This is a genomic window from Parazoarcus communis, from assembly GCF_003111645.1.
In the GTDB taxonomy this organism is placed as follows: domain Bacteria; phylum Pseudomonadota; class Gammaproteobacteria; order Burkholderiales; family Rhodocyclaceae; genus Parazoarcus; species Parazoarcus communis_A.
In genome coordinates, this window is the sequence record NZ_CP022187.1 from 1,475,863 (window position 1) to 1,496,069 (window position 20,207).

Genomic DNA, 20,207 nt, shown 5'->3' on the forward strand with positions numbered 1-20,207 from the left:
CGGAGTTGATTGACCGGAGTCAGGTTCCCCTGCGCCGGCGCAGTGCGATGAGAAACGGCAGGCTGAACGGAGCCATATCCCGTCCAGCGCGAAAGCGCGCGGCCAAACCGGCGCTTTCGGCTGAAAGCCGCTTGATCTCCATCAGTCGGTTTGCGACGCTGATGACGTGCTCCCGCCATTTCGCACTAACGAAGCTGCAAGGGCGATCAATGCGATCAGTCCGGCAAGCCTTGCCCACCCGCTGATCTGGGTCTCGACCACCACGCTGTTGCCGGCGGTCGCAGCATAGACTCTTCGCGGCGCCACCGGATCGACCGCGAGCACGGTGATCGGGGGCAGATCCGCACCGCTGTTGATGATCCGCCAGTGCAGACCGGCATCATCCGAGCGGAAGATGCGTCCCGACCGCCCGCCTGCATATAGCGTCGCCGGGGCCTGCGGGTCGAATGCGATGGTCTGGATGAAGGGATCGATGAGGCCCTCATTGAGCGGCAGCCAGTGCAACCCCCCGTCCGAAGACCGATGAACACCGCCGCCGTTGCTTGCCGCGTAGATGACCGCAGGACTGAGCGGATCGATTGCCAGCGCCTGTATATCGAGCTGCCGCAAGCCGATATTGACCGCCAACCAGACCGCCCCACCCGCAGCGCGCTTGAAGATGCCTTTGCTGGTGCCGACATAGACGGTATCGAGGTGCTGAGGATCGAACACGATGTGTCTGATGATCGCGCCGCCGATCTCACCCACGACGCGCCAGTGCTCACCGCCATCCTGTGTGCCGAACAACTCACCGCTGGCACCACCTGCAAGCATGACGCCCTCGTGCCGGGGATGAACTGCCAGCGAAAACAGGCCGGACCCCACGCCCTGACCCACGACATGCCAGTTTCTGCCTCGGTCGCGGGACATGAAAACACGCCCTCCACCGCTCACTGCATGAACCCTGAAATGGTCCACCGGATCGGCGACGATTGCAGACACCCAGGGGTCGGCAATCCCCTGCCCCGCCTCCCACGAGCGCCCCCCATCCAGAGATCTGAAGGCGCCAGAATACCGGCTGCCGACGTGTATGACGGCGGGCTCGCCTGCCTTGAGCCCCTGATCGATGAGCAGTGTTTCGACCTGCAGATTGTGCAGCCCGCGATTGGCGCTGCGCCACCCGTCGCCCCCATCCGACGACATCCGCACACCGGCAAACCGCGTCCCCGCAAAGACATGTGCTGGCAAGCGCTCGTCGATGGCGAGCGTTTCGACCTCCGAGCCACGCGTCCATGCCGCCACGGCGTGCCAGGTGTGTGCGCCGTTGCCTGAGCTGAACACCTCGCCCGATTGCGTTTGCGCGTAGAAAGCCCCGCTGGGCGCTCGCGCCAGGCCGGTCACCATGGAATCGTCGAGCCCCTCGTTTGCAGCAGTCCAGGTACGGCCGTCATCACGGGACACGACGACGCCTTCGCCCGGCAGCGCCACAAGAATTGCATCGCTGCCGGCGTCGACAAGCACGTCCTGCACAAACCAACCCGGCATGCCGATTTCCACCCAGTGCGCGGCGCCGGCCTGCTTGCGGTAGAGGCCACCCATCGTGCCCGCATAGACGGTACCCTGCACCCGCGTATCGGTGGACAGCGCATTCACAAACGCATCATTCAGCCCCTCGGAATCGGCTCGCCAGCTTTCACAGGCATCGTCCGAGCGGTATACGCCGCCCCCGAAGCTCGCAACCATCAGCCCGGAAGGGTTCGCAGGGTCGACGATGATGGCGCGCAGCGCGAGCGTGTCCAGACCTGCATTGCACGGCTGCCAGGTTCGACCGCGGTCTGCGCTGCGGAACACACCTTTTGCGTCGGTCGCCGCAAAAAGTCGCGAAGGCGTGAGTGGCCCCACGGCGATGTCCACCACGGTCGCACCCGCCAGCCCGGCACTGGCCCGCTGCCAGCGCTTGGCCGCATCGAGCGAGCGGAATACCCCGCCTTCCCGCGTTCCCGCGTACATCACCCGCGCATCAAGACGATCGAAAGCGATGGTCCGCACCGTCCCCCCCTCGGGGCCGATCGACTTCCAGCCGCCATCCCACCTTGCACTGCAGAACAGGAACGCAAGCACCACCCACGCGCCAGATACGAGCACACCACCCCACGCCACCTCAGAGCGCAAGCTCATGGACGAACACGGCAACGTTGTCTGCGAGACTTGCCCGGATCCGCTGCGCAACAGGTGCATGCGCGCTCAGATCGAGTGAGCAACGGTAAATGCTTGCGCCAAGCTTGGTCGTGCGCCGATCGAACACCTGGTTCATCAGGTGGGCGACCCGCAAGGAGGTATGGAAGTTGATGCACATCAGCGTGGTTTCGATCCGCTTGCCGAGCTGGACACAGGTCCCGATATGAAAGCACCCCGCACCCGCCGAATGACTGCTCTCGTCAAATACGGGCGGCATGCCACGCTGCGCGGCAGCAAGCGCGCTGCGCGCAAGGCTGCGCTCGACACCGCTCGCATTCGCATGCAACAGCGCCAGCCCAAGCTCGCCGATGGTAAAGCGCTCGAGCGCCGGCGGGTCGCAGTCGCGCGCCTCCACCGTCCATCCGACGTTATCCATGATGATCATATGGAAGCGGTGCCAGCGATCGAAATCGCGCTCGCGATCGAAGCGTGCGTCTGCCCCCAATTGCGCAAAGAGCAGTGCATCCAGCACATCGGCCCGTGCGGCATGAGCAACTCCGGCAACGAAGGACACAAGGCTGCCCTTTGCAACATAAGCACTTTGCTGCCCATCGCTTGTCGCGGTCGATAACCCCCGCATCGCAGGGCGAAGCGGTCCGGCGAAGGCGCGGCCTGCATGCACCAGCCCGGGCGCGGGAAGGGGCAGGTTCTCGACGAAGGCAATCTGTTCCGGGGAGTCGGTCCGCAACGGTTTTCACTCCAGTCGTTCGCACACGCCGGGCCGGGTGCGTGTGGGTCGGTCAGGGACGGTTCCCGGCTTCCTCCTGTTCCAGAAACCGGCGCAACAGCACCGGCCGTGCGGTCTCGAAGATCGCCATGTTGAGCCTCGCTGCCCAGATGGCGAGCCGGAACGCATGACGGGGCGGGGCTTCAGGCACGGCGGCTGTTGGCAGTTCGACCAGTTCCGCAGGGAGCGCAACGAGCAAGATCGATGTCAGCAGCGGCACTCCATTCGCGTCCTGCTCGACAAGCCCGGCCCAGCGTGGCCGGCGTGGCCATTCACCCGCAACCTGCAGCTTTCCGATCAGTCCGCGCGTCATCGGATGTTCGCCAAGCGCCTGCTTCAGGATGCGCTTTGCCGCCCCCTCCTGCGTTTCGTCCGGCACTTCGTACGCGGTGTTCCAGGCACGCTCCACCATGACCCAACCCAGTTTCGCAAGCGTCTTCTCGCAGGTATCCAGCCAGTCATCGGGCTGCGCTTCGATGGACACGCCGACATGGGCCGCATGTGCCTCGGCCGCCCAGGTCGTCAGCGTCACCGCATCGCGGGCCGCATCGGCGACATCCTGACCAAAGGCGAAGATCAGGTTATCGGAGACGCGGTACGCCCTCTGAGACTCAAGGTAACGCTCCGTGGCCGTCACGCCTTCCCGCCCGCTATCCTAGAAACCAAGATCGAGATCTTCGACGTAGGCCGAGACATGGTCGCGCATCTTCTTCTCCAGCGTGGCACGCGCACCTTTGGCGTAGTAATCCTGGTTGAAGGTCGCGACCTTCTGATCCTTGTAGATCGAGACGTCAGAGCTCTTCCAGTTGAACCACAGCACCGTGGTGTCACGCGTCTTGAAGTCCAGCGCAAACGCGCCGAAGGCCAGCGACAGCGACTCGTTCTCCTTGCTCGCCACGCCGAGGAGAAACTTCCCGGCCTTGTCGCTCATGGTGGAGTTGTTGAACAGCTTGATACGGTTCCCGTCCCGCGGCAGCTTGCCGATGGCATCAATCGCAGCCTTCGCGATCGCCGCCCCGTTCTGCGATGCCACAGCCGTCAGCACCTCGATGATCACGGCATCCACCGACAGCCCCTGCGAGGCCGCCTTGTACTTCTCCCAGCTGAACGACATCACCCAGCCGAGGTTGGACATCACCTTGGAATAGTTCGCGAACCATGCCTGCATGCTTTCGAACGACTGATTGTCGGGCACCACGATGTCGGAATTGAGCTGTGCCGCCAGCGTGGTGTATTCGATGTCCTGCTTGTCCTGCCCGGAGAGATTCCCCGAGAACGCAGTCACCTGCCCCTTGATGAGGGCTGCAGTGGGTTTGTCTGTTTCAGCGGTCAGGGGCGCGCCAAGAATGGCTGCACGTTTGGACTGACGTCCGAGCATTCTTGCGTCGGCTTCAATGTCCGGAATCTGAAGGGACATCACGTACTGGTCGGAATCCTGTGTCATCTGGCTCTCCGTTATGTGATTCAGGGGCTGATCGACAATGTTCGACGTAACGCGCTCAACAGCGGAGGTCGACAGCGGCGTCCTGTCAGTCTAGTTCAATCACCGGGCATTGAAAGTCCGAGGGGAGATGCGCCTGCGATGTGCCTGCGATGTGCAGGCGGACCAAGGCCGCCATGCCGTGCGTCATCCGCCCCACCGGCCGCTAGCTCAGCCTGATGCCGGTCTTCTTGAGAATCGCCGTGGAAAAAAGGACATCGCGCGCGCGACACGCGCCGGGAAAGCGGGTCTGGATCAGCGCCGCCACTTCGTCGACACGCTCGAGAGCAGCCTCGCGGCTGCCTGCGTGGACCATCGCAAACAGGTTGTACGGCCAGTCGGGCAACTGGCGCGGCCGGCGGTAGCAATGGGTGATGAAACCGAGCGCCCCCACCAGCTCGCCGACTTCATCCACCAGCGCGTCGTCGATATCCCATACGGTCATGCCGTTTGCGGTATAGCCGATGGCGTAGTGATTGGGCACTGCGCCGATACGCCTGATCGCACCGCTGGACAGCATCGCCGCGAGACGTTCGCGCACCACGGCTTCGGTGCAGCCAAGCTGGCTGGCGAGCTCGGCATAGGGACGCGGCACCAGCGGCAAGCCCTGCTGGGTGGCGAGTACCAGGCGACGATCCAGTTCGTCGCCTCCCGCATCGACACCGCTCACCGATTCGTTCGTCATCAGGCCTCCAGCCTCATTTCGACGAAGTACTCCCTTTCCTTGGGAAACAGATGTACCGGCAAGCCGGTAAGCGTCTCGATGCGCGCCGCCGCATCCGCGATGCCCTCGGGGCTTGCGGTTGCAAGCACGAACCACATGTTGAAGGCATGCGTGCGGCGGTAGTTGTGCGCCACGGCCGGCAGGGAATTGACGGCGTCCACCACCCGCTCCCAGTCGGCCTCGGGCACTGACATCGCCGCCAGACAGAAGGCACCGCCCATGCGCTCAATCTGGAACATCGGCCCGAAGCGGGTCAGTACGCGGTCGTCGAGCAGACTGCTCAGACGCGCGATCACTTCGTCCTCGCTCAGGCCAAGCATCGTCCCGATGGCTGCATAGGGTTGTTCCACAAGGGGAAACTCGCCCTGCAGTGCATTGATCAGGCGGCGGTCGACGGCGTCGGGCTCACGACTGGCAGCGATACCGCGTGCGCCTCGTGCCGTGTGTTCAGCCATGACCGCTCTCCGGTCCCAGCGGCAGGTAGTGCGCGCCGCTCTGCTTGAAGCGCCGTCCGCTGAACAGCACCGCATGCGGAAAGTGATCGAGCCCGAGCGAGCGGGCGATCTCGTCCCGCTGCGCAAGCACGGTTTCACGGACGCTGCCGTGAATCATGCAGAACAGGTTGTATGGCCAGTGCGGAAGGGACCGTGCGCGCCGATAGCACAGCGTCACGCCGGGATAGCGTGCGAGCTGCCTGCCCAGCGTGCTGGCCAGTTCGTCCGGCACATCCCACACACACATGGCGTTGGCCTTGATGCCGAGTTCATGGTGACGAACCACCACGCCGAAGCGCCGGATCAGCCCGTCCTCGAGCGCACGCGACACGATCTCGATCACCATGTTCTCGTTCAGACCGACCCGCTGGCCGACGCCAGCCCACGGCGCGGGCATGATGGGCAAGCCGCGCTGCAGGGCGGCGAACAGGCTGCGTTCCATCTCCGGCAGGGCACATGCCGTCGCAGTGCTGCCCGACACACGGGACTCGCATTCGGCCCGGTCTGCCGCACAGCGTCCGGAAAGATCGAAACCGAGATCGATATGGAATTCTTCTTCCAGCGGCAGGATGAGGGCATGGCAGCCGGTATCGGCCTCGATGGAACAGACCATGCGCCGCAAGGCCTTATCGTCGGCAGCGGACGCGACGAACCACAGATTGAAGGCGTGCTCGCGCTCATAGTTGTGATTGACGCCAGGCTCGGCGCTTACGCGTGCAGCGACGTCGTCCAGGCGTTCCGGTGGCACCGCCAGCGCCACCAGCGCGCCCGCCCCCAGGCGACGCGGTGCGAACACCGCGCCCACCCGGCTCACCACACCGGACGTCACCCAGTCGAGATAGCGTTCGATGACCGCCTGCTCGCTCAGACCGACGCGGTCGCCGATCACGGCAAAGGGACACGGCACGAGCGGAAAGCCGCGCTGCCAGTCGTTGAGCAGACGAAACTCGGCACTGTCGATGTCGAGCAGCAAGGGATGGATGCGTGCCATGGCTCAGAACCCGGTACGTGCCGCGCGGCTGGTAAAGAAGATGCCGCTCGGACTGGCTGCCGCAATGCTGTGAAGCGGCTTGTGGCTGGCCGTGTCGTAGATGAACACCCGGTTGTCGTCCCGCGACGACAGCCATACGACCTCGCCGCGGGGCGCGAACTCCATGTGCAGAATGGCGCGTCCCGGCTGCAGCGTATCGACCACATCCTGGCTCAGGGTGTCGATGACCTGTACCCAGCCGTTCTCGGGAAAGGCGAAGTTGACCCACACCTCACGCCCGTCCGGCCGCGCCATCACGAACACCGGCTGGCTCTTCACCGCAATCCGCCCCACTTCCTGCCAGGTGGTGGTGTCCACCACCAGCACTTCATGACGGCCGATGGCGGGCAGGTAGGCACGCCCGCCCGCAATCGCCCAGCCGCGAAGGTGCGGCATCTTGTACACCGGCAATGGTGCGTCGCCCTTGCCGTAGCCGGCGAGAATCTTGCGCACGCCCTGCTGCGGTTGCCACAGGTCGAGCATGGCCAGCCCGTCCTCACCGAACAGGCCCGCGATGTAGTAGCGCCCGTCGGGTGTCACCAGCGCATCGTAGGGCTGACGACCGGCGGGGAAGCGCTGCGTTGTCGGGTGTGCCGGATCGGAGAGGTCGGTCACGCGGATCTCGTCCGCATCGAACAGGGAATACACGAAGCGGTTGCCCGGCAGATCTGCCAGACCAACCACCTTGGAGCGCTGACCGTCGCTGCCGTAGCTCGCCGGCACGTCGGCGACCAGCTCGAGGGTTTCGGCATCGAAGGCCTTGATGCCGCCAGGCATGTAGTTCTGCGCCACCACGATGCGGCCATCCTGCGAAATCGCGCCGCCAATCGCGTTGCCCGCCTGCATGATCCGCCGGACGATGCGCCCGGTCAGCAGGTCGACCTTGCTCAGGCCTCCATCGCGCCCGAACACGAAGGCATAGCGCGCGTCGCGCGAGAACACCACCGAGGCGTGCGACAGGTCACCCAGCCCTTCAACCTGAGCGAGCACGGCGCGCGCACTGGTATCGACAATTTTCACGCGTCCGTCGGCACGCTCGATCAGCACGCCAAGATCGCCGGTACCGCGCAGTACCGGCGCGGCCGTGGTGCAGGCCGACAGCAGGAGCACCATCACCGGCAACAGAATGCCCCATAGCAGCGGCGGGGAAAGGCGAACGTTTTCCTTCGACATGTAGCGACTCCTGCTTCTTTCTAGCGTTCTGCGCGCTGCAACGCCAGCCCGCGATCGGCCGGAAAACCGTGCATCAGCTGATCAATGATCCAGCGCGCTTCGAGTTCGGAGAGAATGCCGCGAAACGGCGGCATCGGCGTGCCGGGACGCCCGTACATGACGGTTGCCACCAGTCCGTCGACCGGTTTGTCGGCAAGTGCAGCGGGGGTCAGCGCGGGCCCGAGCCCACCGCCAAGCGTCAGCCCATGACAGGAGCCGCAGTCCTGGCGAACCATGTGCACCAGCACGCGTTCGCGTTCGGCCGCAAGCGGCGGCGTGGCCGAAGCGAACACGGACATCAGGGTGAGCCCGACAAGAACGAGAACATGCATCAACAGTGCTGGCGGCTTCATCATGCTATCCGTATGCGCTTCATCTGGGATCAGCATGACGCCTGAGCACCATGCCTGCCTTGACCCGAATCAACCGTGCCCTTCGGCAGCCGGGGGCCAGCCCCGACCGTGGGCCGCAGACACGAAAAAGCCAGGACAATCGCTGACGAGAGTCCTGGCCGTCTGAGCAGCGCGACCGGCGTCGCGCCTTCAATGCATCAATACACGTCGTGCTGGGTGTTATACAGGTTGAACTTGCCGGTCGGCGTGATCAGACGCGGATCCTTGATCACCGCCTTGAGCGTGCGGGTCTTGTCATCGACCACGACGATTGCCGACTCCTGGTTCTTGGCTGACCACACGGAGAACCAGACCTCGTCACCCTTGACGTTGTACTCGGGCTGCAGCACGCGCTTGGCGCCTTCACCCAGCTCGGCCCACTTCGCAATCGGCAACACCTCGAAGCCCTTGTCGAGCTTGTTGATGTCATACACGGCGATCGACTGGCTTACCGCCGGATCGGGGTTCAGTGCCGTGTCCACCCACAGGTTCGTCGACTTCGGGTGGGTCTTGAGGAAGAGCGATCCTCCGCCCTGCCCGTTCAGCGACTCGACCATCTTCCACGCATACTGCTTGTGCTTCTCGGGATCGGTACCGATCAGCGCAATGGTTTCGTCGCCGAGGTGGCCGGTCGCCCATACCGGACCATACTTGGGATGGATGAAGTTGGCGCCACGACCCGGGTGCGGAATCTTGCCGACGTCGATCAGCCCGGCAAGCTTGCCATCCTTCGCATCCACTGCGGCAATCTTGTTCGACTGGTTGGCAGCGACCATGAAGTAGCGCTTGGTGCTGTCCCACCCGCCATCGTGCAGGAAGCGTGCAGCCTCGATCTCAGTGGTCTTCAGGGCGTGGATGTTGGAGTAATCCACCATCAGGATCTTGCCGGTTTCCTTCACGTTCACCACGAACTCGGGCTTGTAGTGCGAAGCCACGATGGAGGCAACCCGCGGCTCGGGGTGGTATTCCTGCGTGTCCACCGTCATGCCGCGCGTACCGACGATCTTGAGCGGTTCGAGCGTGTCGCCTTCCATGATGACGAACTGCGGCGGCCAGTAGGAGCCTGCAATCGCGTACTTGTCCTCGAAACCCTTGTACTTGGAGGTTTCGACCGAGCGGGCCTCGAGCCCGGTACGGATCTCGGCGACGGTGTCGGGTTTCTCCAGCCACAGGTCGATGAGGTTGATCTTCGCATCGCGACCAATTACGTACAGGTAACGACCGGACGCCGAGGTGCGCGAAATGTGGACGGCATAGCCGGTCTTGAGGATGCTGATGATCTTCTTGCTGTCGCCGTCGATCAGGGCCACTTCGCCACTGTCACGCAGGGTCGTGGAGAAGATGTTGTCGAGGTTGTAGCTGTTCATCTTCTTCGTCGGACGCTTCTCCGGCGGCACGATCACCTTCCACGTCGCCTTCATGTCGGCCATGCCGAACTCCGGCGGTTGCGGCGGGGTTTGCTGAACATAGCGCGCCATCAGATCGACTTCGTCATCGGTCAGCTCACCCGACGTGCCCCAGTTCGGCATCCCGGCGGGCGAGCCGTACTTGATGAACACCTTGAGGTACTCGGTGCCCGAGGCCAGGGTCTTGTCGGGCGTCAGCGGCTTGCCGGTTGCGCCCTTGCGCAGTACGCCGTGACAGCCTGCACAGCGCTGGAAATAGATCTGCCGGGCCTTGTCGAACTCGGTCTTGGACATCGACGGTGCCTTGGGGTTGATGTCCTGATACATCTCGACCGCCTCAAGCGGCGAGCCACCCGCCTGGTACTTCATCTCGGCAGGCGAGACATCCTTGTGAGTCTCCTCGGCCCAGGCCGCAGTCAGTGCCAGCGGCAGCGCAGCCAGCACGGCGGCATGACGAATCCAACGCATATGCTGCATTTTCCCTCTCCTTCGTAACGCATGAACAGACGAAAAAATCATGCGATCAGTATCGAACCGGCGCCGACTTGCGATCCTTGATGTGAATTAATTTTCCATGCTGCACTTAGGGATAAAGTCCAGTCATCCTAAAACTAGCAGATATTGACTGGGAATAAAGACCATGACCCAAAGCACCCTGCTTCGCCCTGCGTCCTCCTCGCTCATCCACCTCAACCGGGGATCTGCTGGCTCCTTCGCAAGTCCGGCGGCACCGCGCCAACCCGGGCACGCCGGCACCGCAACCGGCTCGGTCGCCCTCGTGGGCGCCGGCCCGGGCGACCCCGAACTGCTCACCATGAAGGCGGCCCGGCGCATCGCCGAAGCCGATGTCATCGTCCATGACCAGCTCGTGGGCGAAGGCATTCTGGATCTGGCACGCACCGACGCACGGCGCATCTATGCGGGCAAGAAAGCCGGCAGGCATGCACTGCCCCAGGACGAGATCAACCTGCTGCTGGTGGAACTCGCGCTTCAGGGGCTCAGGGTCGTTCGTCTCAAGGGCGGAGATCCCTTCATTTTCGGACGCGGCGGGGAGGAGATGCAGGCACTGATCGCCAGCGGCATCGCCTGTGAGGTTGTGCCCGGTGTCACCGCTGCAGCAGGCATGGCGGCAAGCACCGGCATTCCGCTGACGCACCGTGACCATGCACAGACCGTGGTGTTTGCCACCGGCCACCTGAAGGAAGGCAGCGTCGATCTCGACTGGGACGCGCTGGCCAGACCCCATCAGACCATCGTCATCTACATGGGCCTGGGTGCGCTTGACATCATCTGTCGCGAGCTGGTGGCGCACGGTCTGTGGCGAACCACGCCAGCCGCGGTCGTGCATGCCGCGACGACGCCGCAGCAGCGCATCGTCACCAGCACCCTGATGTCGCTCCCATTCGAGGTGCGTGCCGCGAAGCTGCAGACGCCCAGCCTGATCATCGTGGGGACCGTGGTGGAGTTGCACCCATTGCTGACGCAAGCAGCCGAGCAAACCGCAGCACTTGCGCTCTGACCAACAAGGTCAGTCACCCCCGGAGTTGCGAAGCTGCGGGCTTGCGGGTGCCATAAACTGGGGCGGACCCTGCATCGGTTGTAGAATCCTGCCCTTGTCCCGCATCCCATCATGGCAGGCTCGAACGTGGCGTCATCCCGCTCCAACCCGTTTCGCATCGCGATCAATGGTTACGGTCGCATCGGCCGTTGCTTTCTGCGCGCCCTTCACGAATCGTCGATCAGCGACCGCTTCAAGGTCGTTGCCATCAACGAGCCTGCCGATCTGGCCAGCATCGCCTACCTCACCCGCTTCGACTCCACCCACGGCCGCTTTCCCGGCCGGGTCGTCGCCGATGACGACGCCCTGCTGATCGGCGATCAGATGATTGCGGTCACCCACGCCACCACACCGGAAGGCGTGGACTGGGCAGGCCTGGATCTCGATCTGGTGGTCGAGTGTTCGGGCCAGTACAGCGACCGCGCCGCACTGCAGCGCTTTCTCGATTCCGGTTGCCGGCGCGTACTGCTTTCACACCCGGGCAACAGTGCCGCGGATGTGGACGCCACGATCGTGCACGGCATCAACGATGAGACGCTCACCGGCACCGAACGTCTGGTCTCGAATGCGTCGTGCACCACCAACGCGGTCGTCCCGGTGCTCGATCTGCTGCATCGCGAGCTCGGGATCGAGCAGGTACTGCTCACCACCCTGCATTCGGCGATGAACGATCAGCCGCTGATCGACGGTTATCACGACACCGACCTTCGCCGCACGCGCTCGGCAATGCAGTCGATCATTCCGGTCTCGACCGGTCTGGCGCGCGGGGTGGAACGGCTGCTTCCGGCGCTGACCGGCCGCGTGCACGCCAAGGCGATCCGGGTGCCGACGCACAACGTGTCGGCCATCGACATGGTGCTCACCCTCGAGCGCGACGCGTCAGCAGCGCACATCAACACCTTGCTGCAGCAGGCTGCCGCAGGCCCGTTTGCCGGCCTGATCGCCTGGTCGGACGAGACCCACGCCTCGATCGACTTCAATCACGATGCGCACTCGGCCATCGTCGATGGCAGCCAGACCCGTTCCTGTGGTCCGCGCATGGTTAACCTGCTGGTGTGGTTCGACAACGAATGGGGGTTCGCCAACCGCATGCTCGATGTGAGCCGTCACTGGCTGAGCCTGAGCGACCACACGGCTGCCGCCGATGCCTAGTCCTGCCCTGCTGCTCAATCTGGCGCTCGACCTGTTTTCAGGCCAGCGCCAGCCGCGCGTCACGGAACCCGAGCTGGTGATGGACGACCCCGCCAGTGCCGAAGCCTTCATGCTGGCGGGGCGCGAAGACGGCATCCTGGCCCACACCTACCTTTACCATGCGATCCAGGCCAGCGTGGTCATCGCCGCCGGCACCACCGTACTCGACCTTGGTTGCGGCCCGGCAAACCAGCTGGCCTTCATTGCCCGACTCAACCCCGACGCCCGCTTCATCGGTCTCGATGCGTCCGATGCGATGCTCGACCTGGGACGCGAAACACTGGCACGCAACGCCATCACCAATACCCGGCTGTGCGCCGGCGACATGACCGCCCTGCGCGGATTCGACGATGGCTCGGTGGATGCGGTGATCTCCACCATGTCGCTGCACCATCTGGGCAGTCTGGAAGCGCTGTCAAAGACCCTGTGCGAGGCACGGCGTGTCCTGAGGCCCGGCGGCGGCATCTATCTGGTGGATTTCGGCCGTCTGCGGCGACAGGCTTCGCAGGCCTTCTTTGCCACCGAAAATGCGGCGAGGCAGCCCAGGCTGTTTACCGAGGATTACTACAACTCCTTGCGCGCCGCCTTCAGCCTCGACGAGCTGCGTGCCGCAGCCGCGGTATTCGGCGCTGCGACACGCATTCACCGAACCTTCCTGGTGCCCTTCCTGGTTGCCATCCGCAGCACCGCTTCGCAGCCCCTCAGACCCGCCACAGTGGCCGCAGCACGTGCAATCCATGCCGCGCTAAGCCCGCGCCAGCAATACGAGCTGCGCGACCTCTCACGCTTCTTCGCGCACGGTGGTTTTCCGCTCGCATTCAAACCCTGGTGAGCTGCGCGGGCACCCGGCCCGCAGCAGCGCGCCAGCGCACCCGGTGAATCGCTGGCACATGCGCCAGCGAGGGCGTCCGGGCAATCAGCCGATCTTGAAGCGGCTCACCGAGGCATGCAGGCCGCTGGAGAGTCTCTGCATGTTGCGCGCAGCCTCTGCGGTGTTGTGCACCGCGCGCGTGCCCTCTTCCGACATCTGGGCGATCTGCTCGATGTTGCGCGCGATCTCGCTGGAAACCGTGCCCTGTTCGCGAATCGCATCGGAGATGCTGTTCACCACTTCCATGACGCGCTGCGCGCCGTCCCGGATCTCGGTGATCGACGCGCCCGCCTGACTCGCCAGCGCCACGCCCGCGCCCGCCTGCCGGACACCGGCTTCCATGCTCGACACTGCGTTGCGCGTGCCATTCTGGATCTTGTCCACCATGCCGGCGATTTCGGTCGTCGACAGGCTCGTGCGCTCCGCCAGCTTGCGCACCTCGTCGGCCACCACCGCGAAACCACGTCCCTGCTCGCCCGCACGTGCAGCCTCGATCGCCGCGTTGAGCGCCAGCAGATTGGTCTGGTCGGCGATCTCGCGAATCGTATTGACGATGGACGTGATCTGGTTCGACTGTTCGCCCAGGTCCTGGATGATTGCCGACGAGGATTTGACCGCATCGGAAATGTTGCGCATCTCGGTCGCAGCGCTCTGAATGACGCCCGTACCCTTGGCCGACAGCTCGCCCGAATGAACCGTGATCGCGTGCGCCTCATGCGCGTTCTCGGCCACCTGGTCGATACTGACCGTCATCTCCTCGACGGCCGCAGCCATCGACGATGCAGCCTCGCTCTGATGGCTCGACTGGATGGCCACCTCTTCCGACGCGGTCAGCATCTGGGACGACGCAGAAGCAAGCTGTTCGGCCCCTCTGACGATCTCCCCGATCATCTGGCGCAGCGTCTGCTGCATGACCTTCATGCCCGCCAGCACGCTGGTGGTGTCGCCGGGCGCACAATTCACATCGCTCGACAGGTCACCCGCGGCGATGGCCCGGGTAATCCGCGATGCGTACTCCGGCTCACCCCCGAGCGTACGCAGAATCCAGCGTCCGACCAGGGTCAGCGATACCGCGATGAAGGCGCCAATGCCAAGCCCCCACGCCAGCAGCCACAGCGCCTTGGCCTTGAATATGGCGTCGACGTCATCGACATAGATGCCGGTGCCGATGACCCATTTCCATGCGTCGCTGCCCTTCACATAGGACACCTTGGGCACCGGCGCATCGGATCCGGGTTTGGCCCATACGTAATCGACGAAGCCGGCACCCTTTGTCTTCACGACGCTGTTGAACTCGACGAAGAGGAGTTTTCCGTTCGCATCCTTCAGCTGGTCGAGTTTCTTGCCTTCGAGATCACCCCGGATCGGATGCATGACCATGAGGTCGTTCAGATCATTGATCCAGAAATATTCGTTCCTGTCGTAGCGCATCGTGCGCAGCACTTCCTTTGCCGCTTTCTGCGCATCAGCCAGTTCGAGCGTGCCATTCGCCGCCAGCTTCTCGAAATGGGAGACGGTGGCATGTGCGACCTCGACCAGATTGCGTACCTTCTCCTGGCGGTCTGTCATCAACTGCTGACGCTCACTCATGAGCACGACGACAAAGAGCACGCACAGACCGATGACGGTGGCGACGGTGAGCGCAATCAGGCGACTGCGCAGGGACAAGGACCGATCTTTACTCATGACAATCTCCGCAAACCGCTCTTAACCCGGATTCCGCTTCGAACTCCAGAAGCAGCCAGTGTCCGTGCTAACGGCAGCCTCCGCCGGATCTTTAGCCAGAACCTTGCGGGACCGCAGACACTACCGCCAGCCACGTCGTCGCCGACTCGACCAGCCCGCCCGCACACCATGGCCTGCACAAACGCCAGACAACAAAAAACCGCCCTCTCGGACGGTTTCTTGTTGGGCGAATGCCCTTCGTAGCTTGGGGCGACATACCGGTTTCGAACCGGTGACCTTTGGAGCCACAATCCAATGCTCTACCAACTGAGCTAATGCCGCCGCCATCAGGACCCTGTCAAGGACAAGATCCAGAAACTTGTAAATCCATTCCAGACAACTTCTCTGGCCTGCCCGGCAGGAATCGAACCTGCAACCCCCGGCTTAGAAGGCCGGTGCTCTATCCAGTTGAGCTACGGGCAGATCCCGCGGGCATCGGGGTGAAGCTGGTCGGGGTGGTGGGATTCGAACTCACGACCCTCTGCTCCCAAAGCAGATGCGCTACCAGGCTGCGCTACACCCCGAGAGCCGCGCACTTTACAGACACTTTCCCGGTCCGTCAAACATTTTTCTAAAAATCGCTTCAAGGCGTCGTTTCAGCCCCGCCGCCGCCGATTGCCACAGCGCCGGAATCGCGATCTAGACCGCTTGTTTAGCCTCGTCATTTCTGATATCTAACGGAACTCCAACTTATTGCCGCCCAGATAAGGCCTTTCAAGTCATGGCTGAAGAATTCCTCCACAGACAGTTTCCGTCCTACACCCCGGCGCCCGGCGAAGATTACATGAGCGAGAAGCAGACCGCCCATTTTCGGGAGATGCTCACTGCGCTCAGACAGGAAATGTCCGACGACATCGAACGCACCGTCCATACGTTGCAGGACGAGACGACCTCCTTTGCCGATCCCAACGATCGCGCAAGCCAGGAGTCCGATCTGTCGCTCGAATTGCGCAGCCGCGACCGCGAACGCAAGCTGATCAAGAAGATCAACGAGGCCCTCCAGCGCATCGAGGAAGGCGAGTATGGGTACTGTGACAGCTGCGGCGTGGAAATCGGCCTGAAGCGCCTTGAGGCGCGTCCTACGGCCACTTTGTGCATCGACTGCAAGACACTCGAAGAGATCCGTGAGCGCCAGATCGCGCGCTGAATAGCGCACTTGCATTCAGCACGCTGCAACAAGCGGCGAGCACACAAAAAAAGGGACGCCGAGGCGTCCCTTTCTCATGCTCGGCGACTTCAGCCGATCAGTTCGTTGCGGCCTGCTCGAGCAGCGCCTTCATGCTCAGGCGGATCTTGCCGCGCTCGTCGGTCTCAAGAACCTTGACGCGGACGGCCTGACCTTCCTTGACGTAGTCGGCAACGTTATTCACACGCTCGTTGGCGATCTGCGACACGTGCAGCAGACCATCGCGGCCCGGCATGATGTTCACGATGGCACCGAAGTCGAGCAGACGCACGACCGTACCTTCGTAGATCTTGCCGACTTCGACTTCGGCGGTGATCGCCTCGATCTTGGCCTTGGCCGCCTGGGCACCTTCCGCGCTGACGCAGGAGATGGTGACGTTGCCGTCGTCCTGGATCTCGATCACGGCGCCGGTCTCTTCCTGCAGACCGCGGATCACTGCGCCGCCCTTGCCGATCACGTCGCGGATCTTCTCGGGGTTGATCTTGATGTTGATCATGCGCGGGGCGAACTCGGACACTTCGACACGCGCGGTGTCGAGCGACTGCTTCATCAGGCCGAGGATGTGGATGCGACCCTCACCTGCCTGCGACAGCGCGACCTTCATGATCTCCTTGGTGATGCCCTGGATCTTGATGTCCATCTGCAGTGCAGTGATACCGTTTTCGGTACCGGCCACCTTGAAGTCCATGTCGCCGAGGTGATCCTCGTCGCCCAGGATGTCGGTCAGCACGGCGAAGCGGTTGCCGTCCTTGATCAGGCCCATGGCGATACCTGCCACGTGCGCAGTCATCGGCACACCGGCATCCATCAGCGCCAGGGAGCCACCGCACACGGAGGCCATCGAGCTCGAACCGTTCGATTCGGTAATTTCCGACACCAGACGCACGGTGTAGCTGAAATCTTCCGGCTTCGGCAGCGCAGCGATCAGTGCGCGCTTGGCAAGCCGGCCATGGCCGACTTCGCGACGCTTGGTGATGCCGAAACGACCGGTCTCGCCGGTGCAGAACGGCGGGAAGTTGTAGTGCAGCATGAAGTTTTCGCGGTACTCGCCGGCGATCGCGTCGATGATCTGTTCGTCGCGGCCAGTGCCGAGGGTGGCAACCACCAGCGCCTGGGTTTCGCCGCGGGTGAACAGGGCCGAGCCGTGGGCACGCGGCAGCACGCCGGTACGGATCTCGATCGGACGCACGGTGCGGGTGTCACGACCATCGATACGCGGCTCGCCATTCAGGATGCGGCTGCGGACGATGCCGGACTCGAGATTGAAGAAGATGTCCTTCACTTCGTTGAGCGACGGCGGCACTTCGACGCCATCGGTCAGCGCGGCGACGGTCGCCTTCAGGATCTCGCTGATGCGGGCGCTGCGGGCCTGCTTGCTGGTGATGTTGAAAGCGGCTTCGAGGTCGGCCTTGGCCAGCTCTTCAATACGCGCAATCAGGGGCTCGTTGGCGGGCTGCGCCTTCCAGTCCCACTCCGGCTTGCCGGCGACTTCGACCAGTTCGTTGATCGCACGGATGGCGTGCTGCATCTGCTCATGACCGAACACGACGGCACCAAGCATGACTTCTTCGGACAGTTCGCGCGCTTCGGATTCGACCATCAGCACGGCAGCTTCGGTACCGGCCACCACCAGGTTGAGTTCGCTCGTCTTGAGCTGCTCGGTGGTGGGGTTGAGCAGGTACTGACCATCGGCGTAACCGACGCGTGCAGCGCCGATCGGGCCGCTGAAAGGCACGCCGGAGATTGCCAGCGCGGCCGAAGCAGCGATCATCGCCGGGATGTCGGCGTCAACTTCGGGGTTCAGCGACAGAACCAGCGCGATGACCTGGACTTCGTTGTTGAAGCCTTCCGGAAACAGCGGGCGGATCGGGCGGTCGATCAGGCGCGAGGTCAGGGTTTCCTTCTCGGTCGGACGGCCTTCACGCTTGAAGAAACCACCGGGAATACGGCCGGCAGCGTAAAACTTCTCAACGTAATCGACGGTCAGCGGAAAGAAGTCCTGACCGGGCTTGGCTTCCTTGGCCGCAACCACGGTGGCCAGCACCATGGTGTCGTCCATATTGACGATCACGGCACCGCCGGCCTGACGAGCAATCTCGCCGGTCTCGAGGGTGACGGTGTGCGCGCCGTAGGCGAATGATTTCTTGATGGAAGTAGGCAAGGGAAATTCCTTTAAACATTGGATGCAGCGAACAACAACTGCAGGAACAGGCCAGAAACCCGTCCTGAATGTGACAAAGCCGGGGCGACCCTAAGGGGTCGCCCCGGCTTTTGCTTGCTCAGGCAGCCGTTTCGGGCGCTGTCGGGCTGATCACGAGCAGCGACTTACTTACGCAGGCCCAGACGCTCGATCAGGCTACGATAGCTCTCGGCATTGCGACCTTTCAGGTAGTCGAGCAGCTTGCGGCGCTGGCTAACCATCTTCAGCAGACCACGGCGGGAGTGATGATCCTTCGCGTGTTCCTTGAAGTGGCCGGTCAGGCCATTGATACGGGCGGTCAGCAGGGCGACCTGGACTTCAGGCGAACCGGTATCGCCCGGAGCGCGCTGGTAATCGGAGACGACTTGCGCCTTGGTTGCAATATCGAGAGACATGTGCGTGTTTACTCTTTTCGTTCGGCCAATCAGAAGCGGCGGATTATACCCATTGCCGCACCAAAAATTCAATCAAAATCACGTACTTTGATTCGCCTCACCCGTTGCGATGAGGCGTTTCGCCCACAATTTTCCGTCTGGCTTCCACTCGGCAAGGCCGAGAAAAGCATCCGGACCGTAGATCCGGGCAAAACCTTCGCCCTGCTCCGTCAGGCTCAACGGCCGCCCCTGGAGCATGTACTGGGCCTGCTGCGCATCGAGATCGATCCGCGGAAACGCGCTGACCAGCGTGTCAGCCGGCGCCAGCATCCCGTCCCGCGCGTCCATCTCCGCAGCTTCGAGCTGCGCCAGCGGAACACCGTCCTCGATGCCAAAGGCACCGATCCGGGTTCTCCGCAAGGCACACAGATGTGCGCCGCAACCCAGGGCCGCGCCGATATCCATTGCAAGCGAACGAATGTAGGTTCCCTTGCTGCAATCCACACGGATCACGAAACGGCTACCGTCGAAGGACACCAGGTCGATCGAGGAGATCCTTACCCTGCGCGCACTGCGCTCAAGCTCGATGCCCGCACGCGCATATTCGTACAAGGGTTTTCCATCACGCTTGAGTGCCGAATACATCGGCGGCACCTGATCGATGTCACCGACAAACCGCGACAACACCTCGCGCAATGCTTCTTCGCTCACTGCAACAGGATGCGTTGCAAGCACCGTTCCCTCGGCGTCGCCCGTATCGGTATCGACGCCCAGCTGCACACCGGCCTCGTAGGCCTTGTCCGCATCGAGCAGCATCTGTGAAAACTTGGTGGCTTCCCCGAAAGTCAGCGGAAGCAGGCCGCTTGCCATCGGGTCGAGCGTGCCGGTATGGCCGGCCTTTGCCGCGTTGAGCAGACGGCGAGCCGTCTGCAGTGCTGCGTTCGACGTCAGCCCCTGAGGCTTGTCGAGCAGCAGCACGCCGTCAACCGCACGGCGAATGATCTTGCGCTGGGTACGCTTCAAGACAGCACGCAATCAGTCGTCGTTCTCATCCCGGCTGCGTGCCTCGTCCTCGCGCACGGTCTGGTCGATGAGCTGGGACATGCGGCTACCCTCCTCTACCGACTGGTCGTACTCGAAATGCAGCTCGGGGATGGTGTGAATACGAATCCGGCGACCGAGTTCACGGCGCAGAAATCCGCTCGCCCGCCGCAGACCCTGAAGGATCTCCGGCACGGTTTCCTTACCCATCATCGCGGTAAAGAAGACCTTGGCGTGCGCATAGTCTGGCGTGATCTCGACGTCGGTCAGGGTGATGAATCCGACACGCGGATCCTTCACCTCGAGCCTGATCAGCTCCGCCAGCTCGCGGCGGATCTGCTCCACCACGCGCTGACTGCGGGAATATTCCTTAGGCATT

General features: G+C 63.0%; 19 protein-coding genes and 3 tRNA genes. 4 read left to right on the top strand and 18 right to left on the bottom strand.

What is annotated here, in order from left to right; all coding sequences use genetic code 11:
• Window positions 1-141: 141 nt before the first annotated feature.
• The 10 genes from CEW83_RS06710 to CEW83_RS06755 all read right to left on the bottom strand — a co-directional run bounded on the left by CEW83_RS06710 (window position 142) and on the right by CEW83_RS06755 (window position 10,159).
• Window positions 142-2,157, bottom strand: coding sequence for a hypothetical protein (locus CEW83_RS06710; RefSeq protein WP_108948660.1), 2,016 nt, complete (start codon window positions 2,155-2,157; stop codon window positions 142-144).
• Window positions 2,141-2,905, bottom strand: coding sequence for a hypothetical protein (locus tag CEW83_RS06715; protein WP_108948661.1), 765 nt, complete (start codon window positions 2,903-2,905; stop codon window positions 2,141-2,143). Before CEW83_RS06715 ends, CEW83_RS06710 begins: the two co-directional genes overlap by 17 nt.
• 52 nt (window positions 2,906-2,957) lie before the next feature.
• A complete protein-coding gene (locus CEW83_RS06720; protein ID WP_108948662.1) occupies window positions 2,958-3,581 on the bottom strand; it encodes a hypothetical protein in 624 nt (207 codons plus the stop codon).
• Between the two features lie 18 nt (window positions 3,582-3,599).
• On the bottom strand, window positions 3,600-4,388 hold the full coding sequence (locus CEW83_RS06725; protein ID WP_108948663.1) for a hypothetical protein: 789 nt from the start codon (window positions 4,386-4,388) through the stop codon (window positions 3,600-3,602).
• A gap of 202 nt (window positions 4,389-4,590) precedes the next feature.
• The gene (locus CEW83_RS06730; protein ID WP_108948664.1) at window positions 4,591-5,109 is read right to left on the bottom strand and encodes an AsnC family transcriptional regulator; all 519 of its coding nucleotides are present in this window, start codon (window positions 5,107-5,109) and stop codon (window positions 4,591-4,593) included.
• Window positions 5,109-5,603, bottom strand: a complete 495-nt coding sequence (locus CEW83_RS06735; RefSeq protein ID WP_108948665.1) for an Lrp/AsnC family transcriptional regulator — start codon at window positions 5,601-5,603, stop codon at window positions 5,109-5,111. Before CEW83_RS06735 ends, CEW83_RS06730 begins: the two co-directional genes overlap by 1 nt.
• The gene (locus CEW83_RS06740; RefSeq protein WP_108948666.1) at window positions 5,596-6,633 is read right to left on the bottom strand and encodes an Lrp/AsnC family transcriptional regulator; all 1,038 of its coding nucleotides are present in this window, start codon (window positions 6,631-6,633) and stop codon (window positions 5,596-5,598) included. The genes CEW83_RS06735 and CEW83_RS06740 overlap by 8 nt, the downstream gene beginning before the upstream one ends.
• A 3-nt stretch (window positions 6,634-6,636) precedes the next feature.
• The gene (locus CEW83_RS06745) at window positions 6,637-7,845 is read right to left on the bottom strand and encodes a cytochrome D1 domain-containing protein (RefSeq protein WP_108948667.1); all 1,209 of its coding nucleotides are present in this window, start codon (window positions 7,843-7,845) and stop codon (window positions 6,637-6,639) included.
• Window positions 7,846-7,865: 20 nt separating this feature from the next.
• Window positions 7,866-8,237 (bottom strand): c-type cytochrome, encoded by a 372-nt coding sequence (locus tag CEW83_RS06750; protein ID WP_108951242.1) that lies wholly within the window; start codon window positions 8,235-8,237, stop codon window positions 7,866-7,868.
• Between the two features lie 197 nt (window positions 8,238-8,434).
• A complete protein-coding gene (locus CEW83_RS06755; protein WP_269807850.1) occupies window positions 8,435-10,159 on the bottom strand; it encodes a nitrite reductase in 1,725 nt (574 codons plus the stop codon).
• Window positions 10,160-10,322: 163 nt separating this feature from the next.
• Between CEW83_RS06755 and cobA the strand changes: the two genes are divergently transcribed.
• From cobA to CEW83_RS06770, 3 genes are all read left to right on the top strand, one after another.
• On the top strand, window positions 10,323-11,201 hold the full coding sequence (gene cobA, locus CEW83_RS06760) for a uroporphyrinogen-III C-methyltransferase (protein WP_108948668.1): 879 nt from the start codon (window positions 10,323-10,325) through the stop codon (window positions 11,199-11,201).
• 111 nt (window positions 11,202-11,312) lie between these two features.
• Window positions 11,313-12,392, top strand: a complete 1,080-nt coding sequence (locus CEW83_RS06765; RefSeq protein WP_108948669.1) for a type I glyceraldehyde-3-phosphate dehydrogenase — start codon at window positions 11,313-11,315, stop codon at window positions 12,390-12,392.
• Window positions 12,385-13,263, top strand: a complete 879-nt coding sequence (locus CEW83_RS06770; RefSeq protein ID WP_108948670.1) for a class I SAM-dependent methyltransferase — start codon at window positions 12,385-12,387, stop codon at window positions 13,261-13,263. The genes CEW83_RS06765 and CEW83_RS06770 overlap by 8 nt, the downstream gene beginning before the upstream one ends.
• 84 nt (window positions 13,264-13,347) lie before the next feature.
• Here the strand turns inward: CEW83_RS06770 and CEW83_RS06775 are convergent, their stop codons facing one another.
• The 4 genes from CEW83_RS06775 to CEW83_RS06790 all read right to left on the bottom strand — a co-directional run bounded on the left by CEW83_RS06775 (window position 13,348) and on the right by CEW83_RS06790 (window position 15,551).
• A complete protein-coding gene (locus CEW83_RS06775; RefSeq protein WP_108948671.1) occupies window positions 13,348-14,988 on the bottom strand; it encodes a methyl-accepting chemotaxis protein in 1,641 nt (546 codons plus the stop codon).
• A 245-nt stretch (window positions 14,989-15,233) separates the two neighbouring features.
• Window positions 15,234-15,309 (bottom strand) — tRNA-His (locus tag CEW83_RS06780).
• Window positions 15,310-15,373: 64 nt separating this feature from the next.
• Window positions 15,374-15,450 (bottom strand) — tRNA-Arg (locus CEW83_RS06785).
• A gap of 24 nt (window positions 15,451-15,474) precedes the next feature.
• Window positions 15,475-15,551, bottom strand: a tRNA-Pro gene (locus CEW83_RS06790).
• Between the two features lie 197 nt (window positions 15,552-15,748).
• Here CEW83_RS06790 and dksA point away from each other — a divergent pair.
• Entirely contained in the window at window positions 15,749-16,174 is a 426-nt protein-coding gene (dksA, locus tag CEW83_RS06795) for an RNA polymerase-binding protein DksA (RefSeq protein WP_108948672.1), read from the top strand.
• Window positions 16,175-16,271: 97 nt separating this feature from the next.
• On the opposite strand, the gene pnp is transcribed toward dksA, so the two are convergent.
• The 4 genes from pnp to rbfA all read right to left on the bottom strand — a co-directional run bounded on the left by pnp (window position 16,272) and on the right by rbfA (window position 20,206).
• The gene (gene pnp / locus CEW83_RS06800; RefSeq protein ID WP_108948673.1) at window positions 16,272-18,374 is read right to left on the bottom strand and encodes a polyribonucleotide nucleotidyltransferase; all 2,103 of its coding nucleotides are present in this window, start codon (window positions 18,372-18,374) and stop codon (window positions 16,272-16,274) included.
• 164 nt (window positions 18,375-18,538) lie between these two features.
• The gene (gene rpsO / locus CEW83_RS06805) at window positions 18,539-18,808 is read right to left on the bottom strand and encodes a 30S ribosomal protein S15 (RefSeq protein WP_108948674.1); all 270 of its coding nucleotides are present in this window, start codon (window positions 18,806-18,808) and stop codon (window positions 18,539-18,541) included.
• Between the two features lie 78 nt (window positions 18,809-18,886).
• Window positions 18,887-19,810 carry a tRNA pseudouridine(55) synthase TruB gene (truB, locus tag CEW83_RS06810; protein WP_108948675.1) on the bottom strand — a complete coding sequence of 308 codons (924 nt, stop codon included), beginning with the start codon at window positions 19,808-19,810 and terminating at the stop codon, window positions 18,887-18,889.
• Between the two features lie 12 nt (window positions 19,811-19,822).
• Entirely contained in the window at window positions 19,823-20,206 is a 384-nt protein-coding gene (gene rbfA / locus CEW83_RS06815; protein WP_108948676.1) for a 30S ribosome-binding factor RbfA, read from the bottom strand.
• Window position 20,207: the final 1 nt, after the last annotated feature.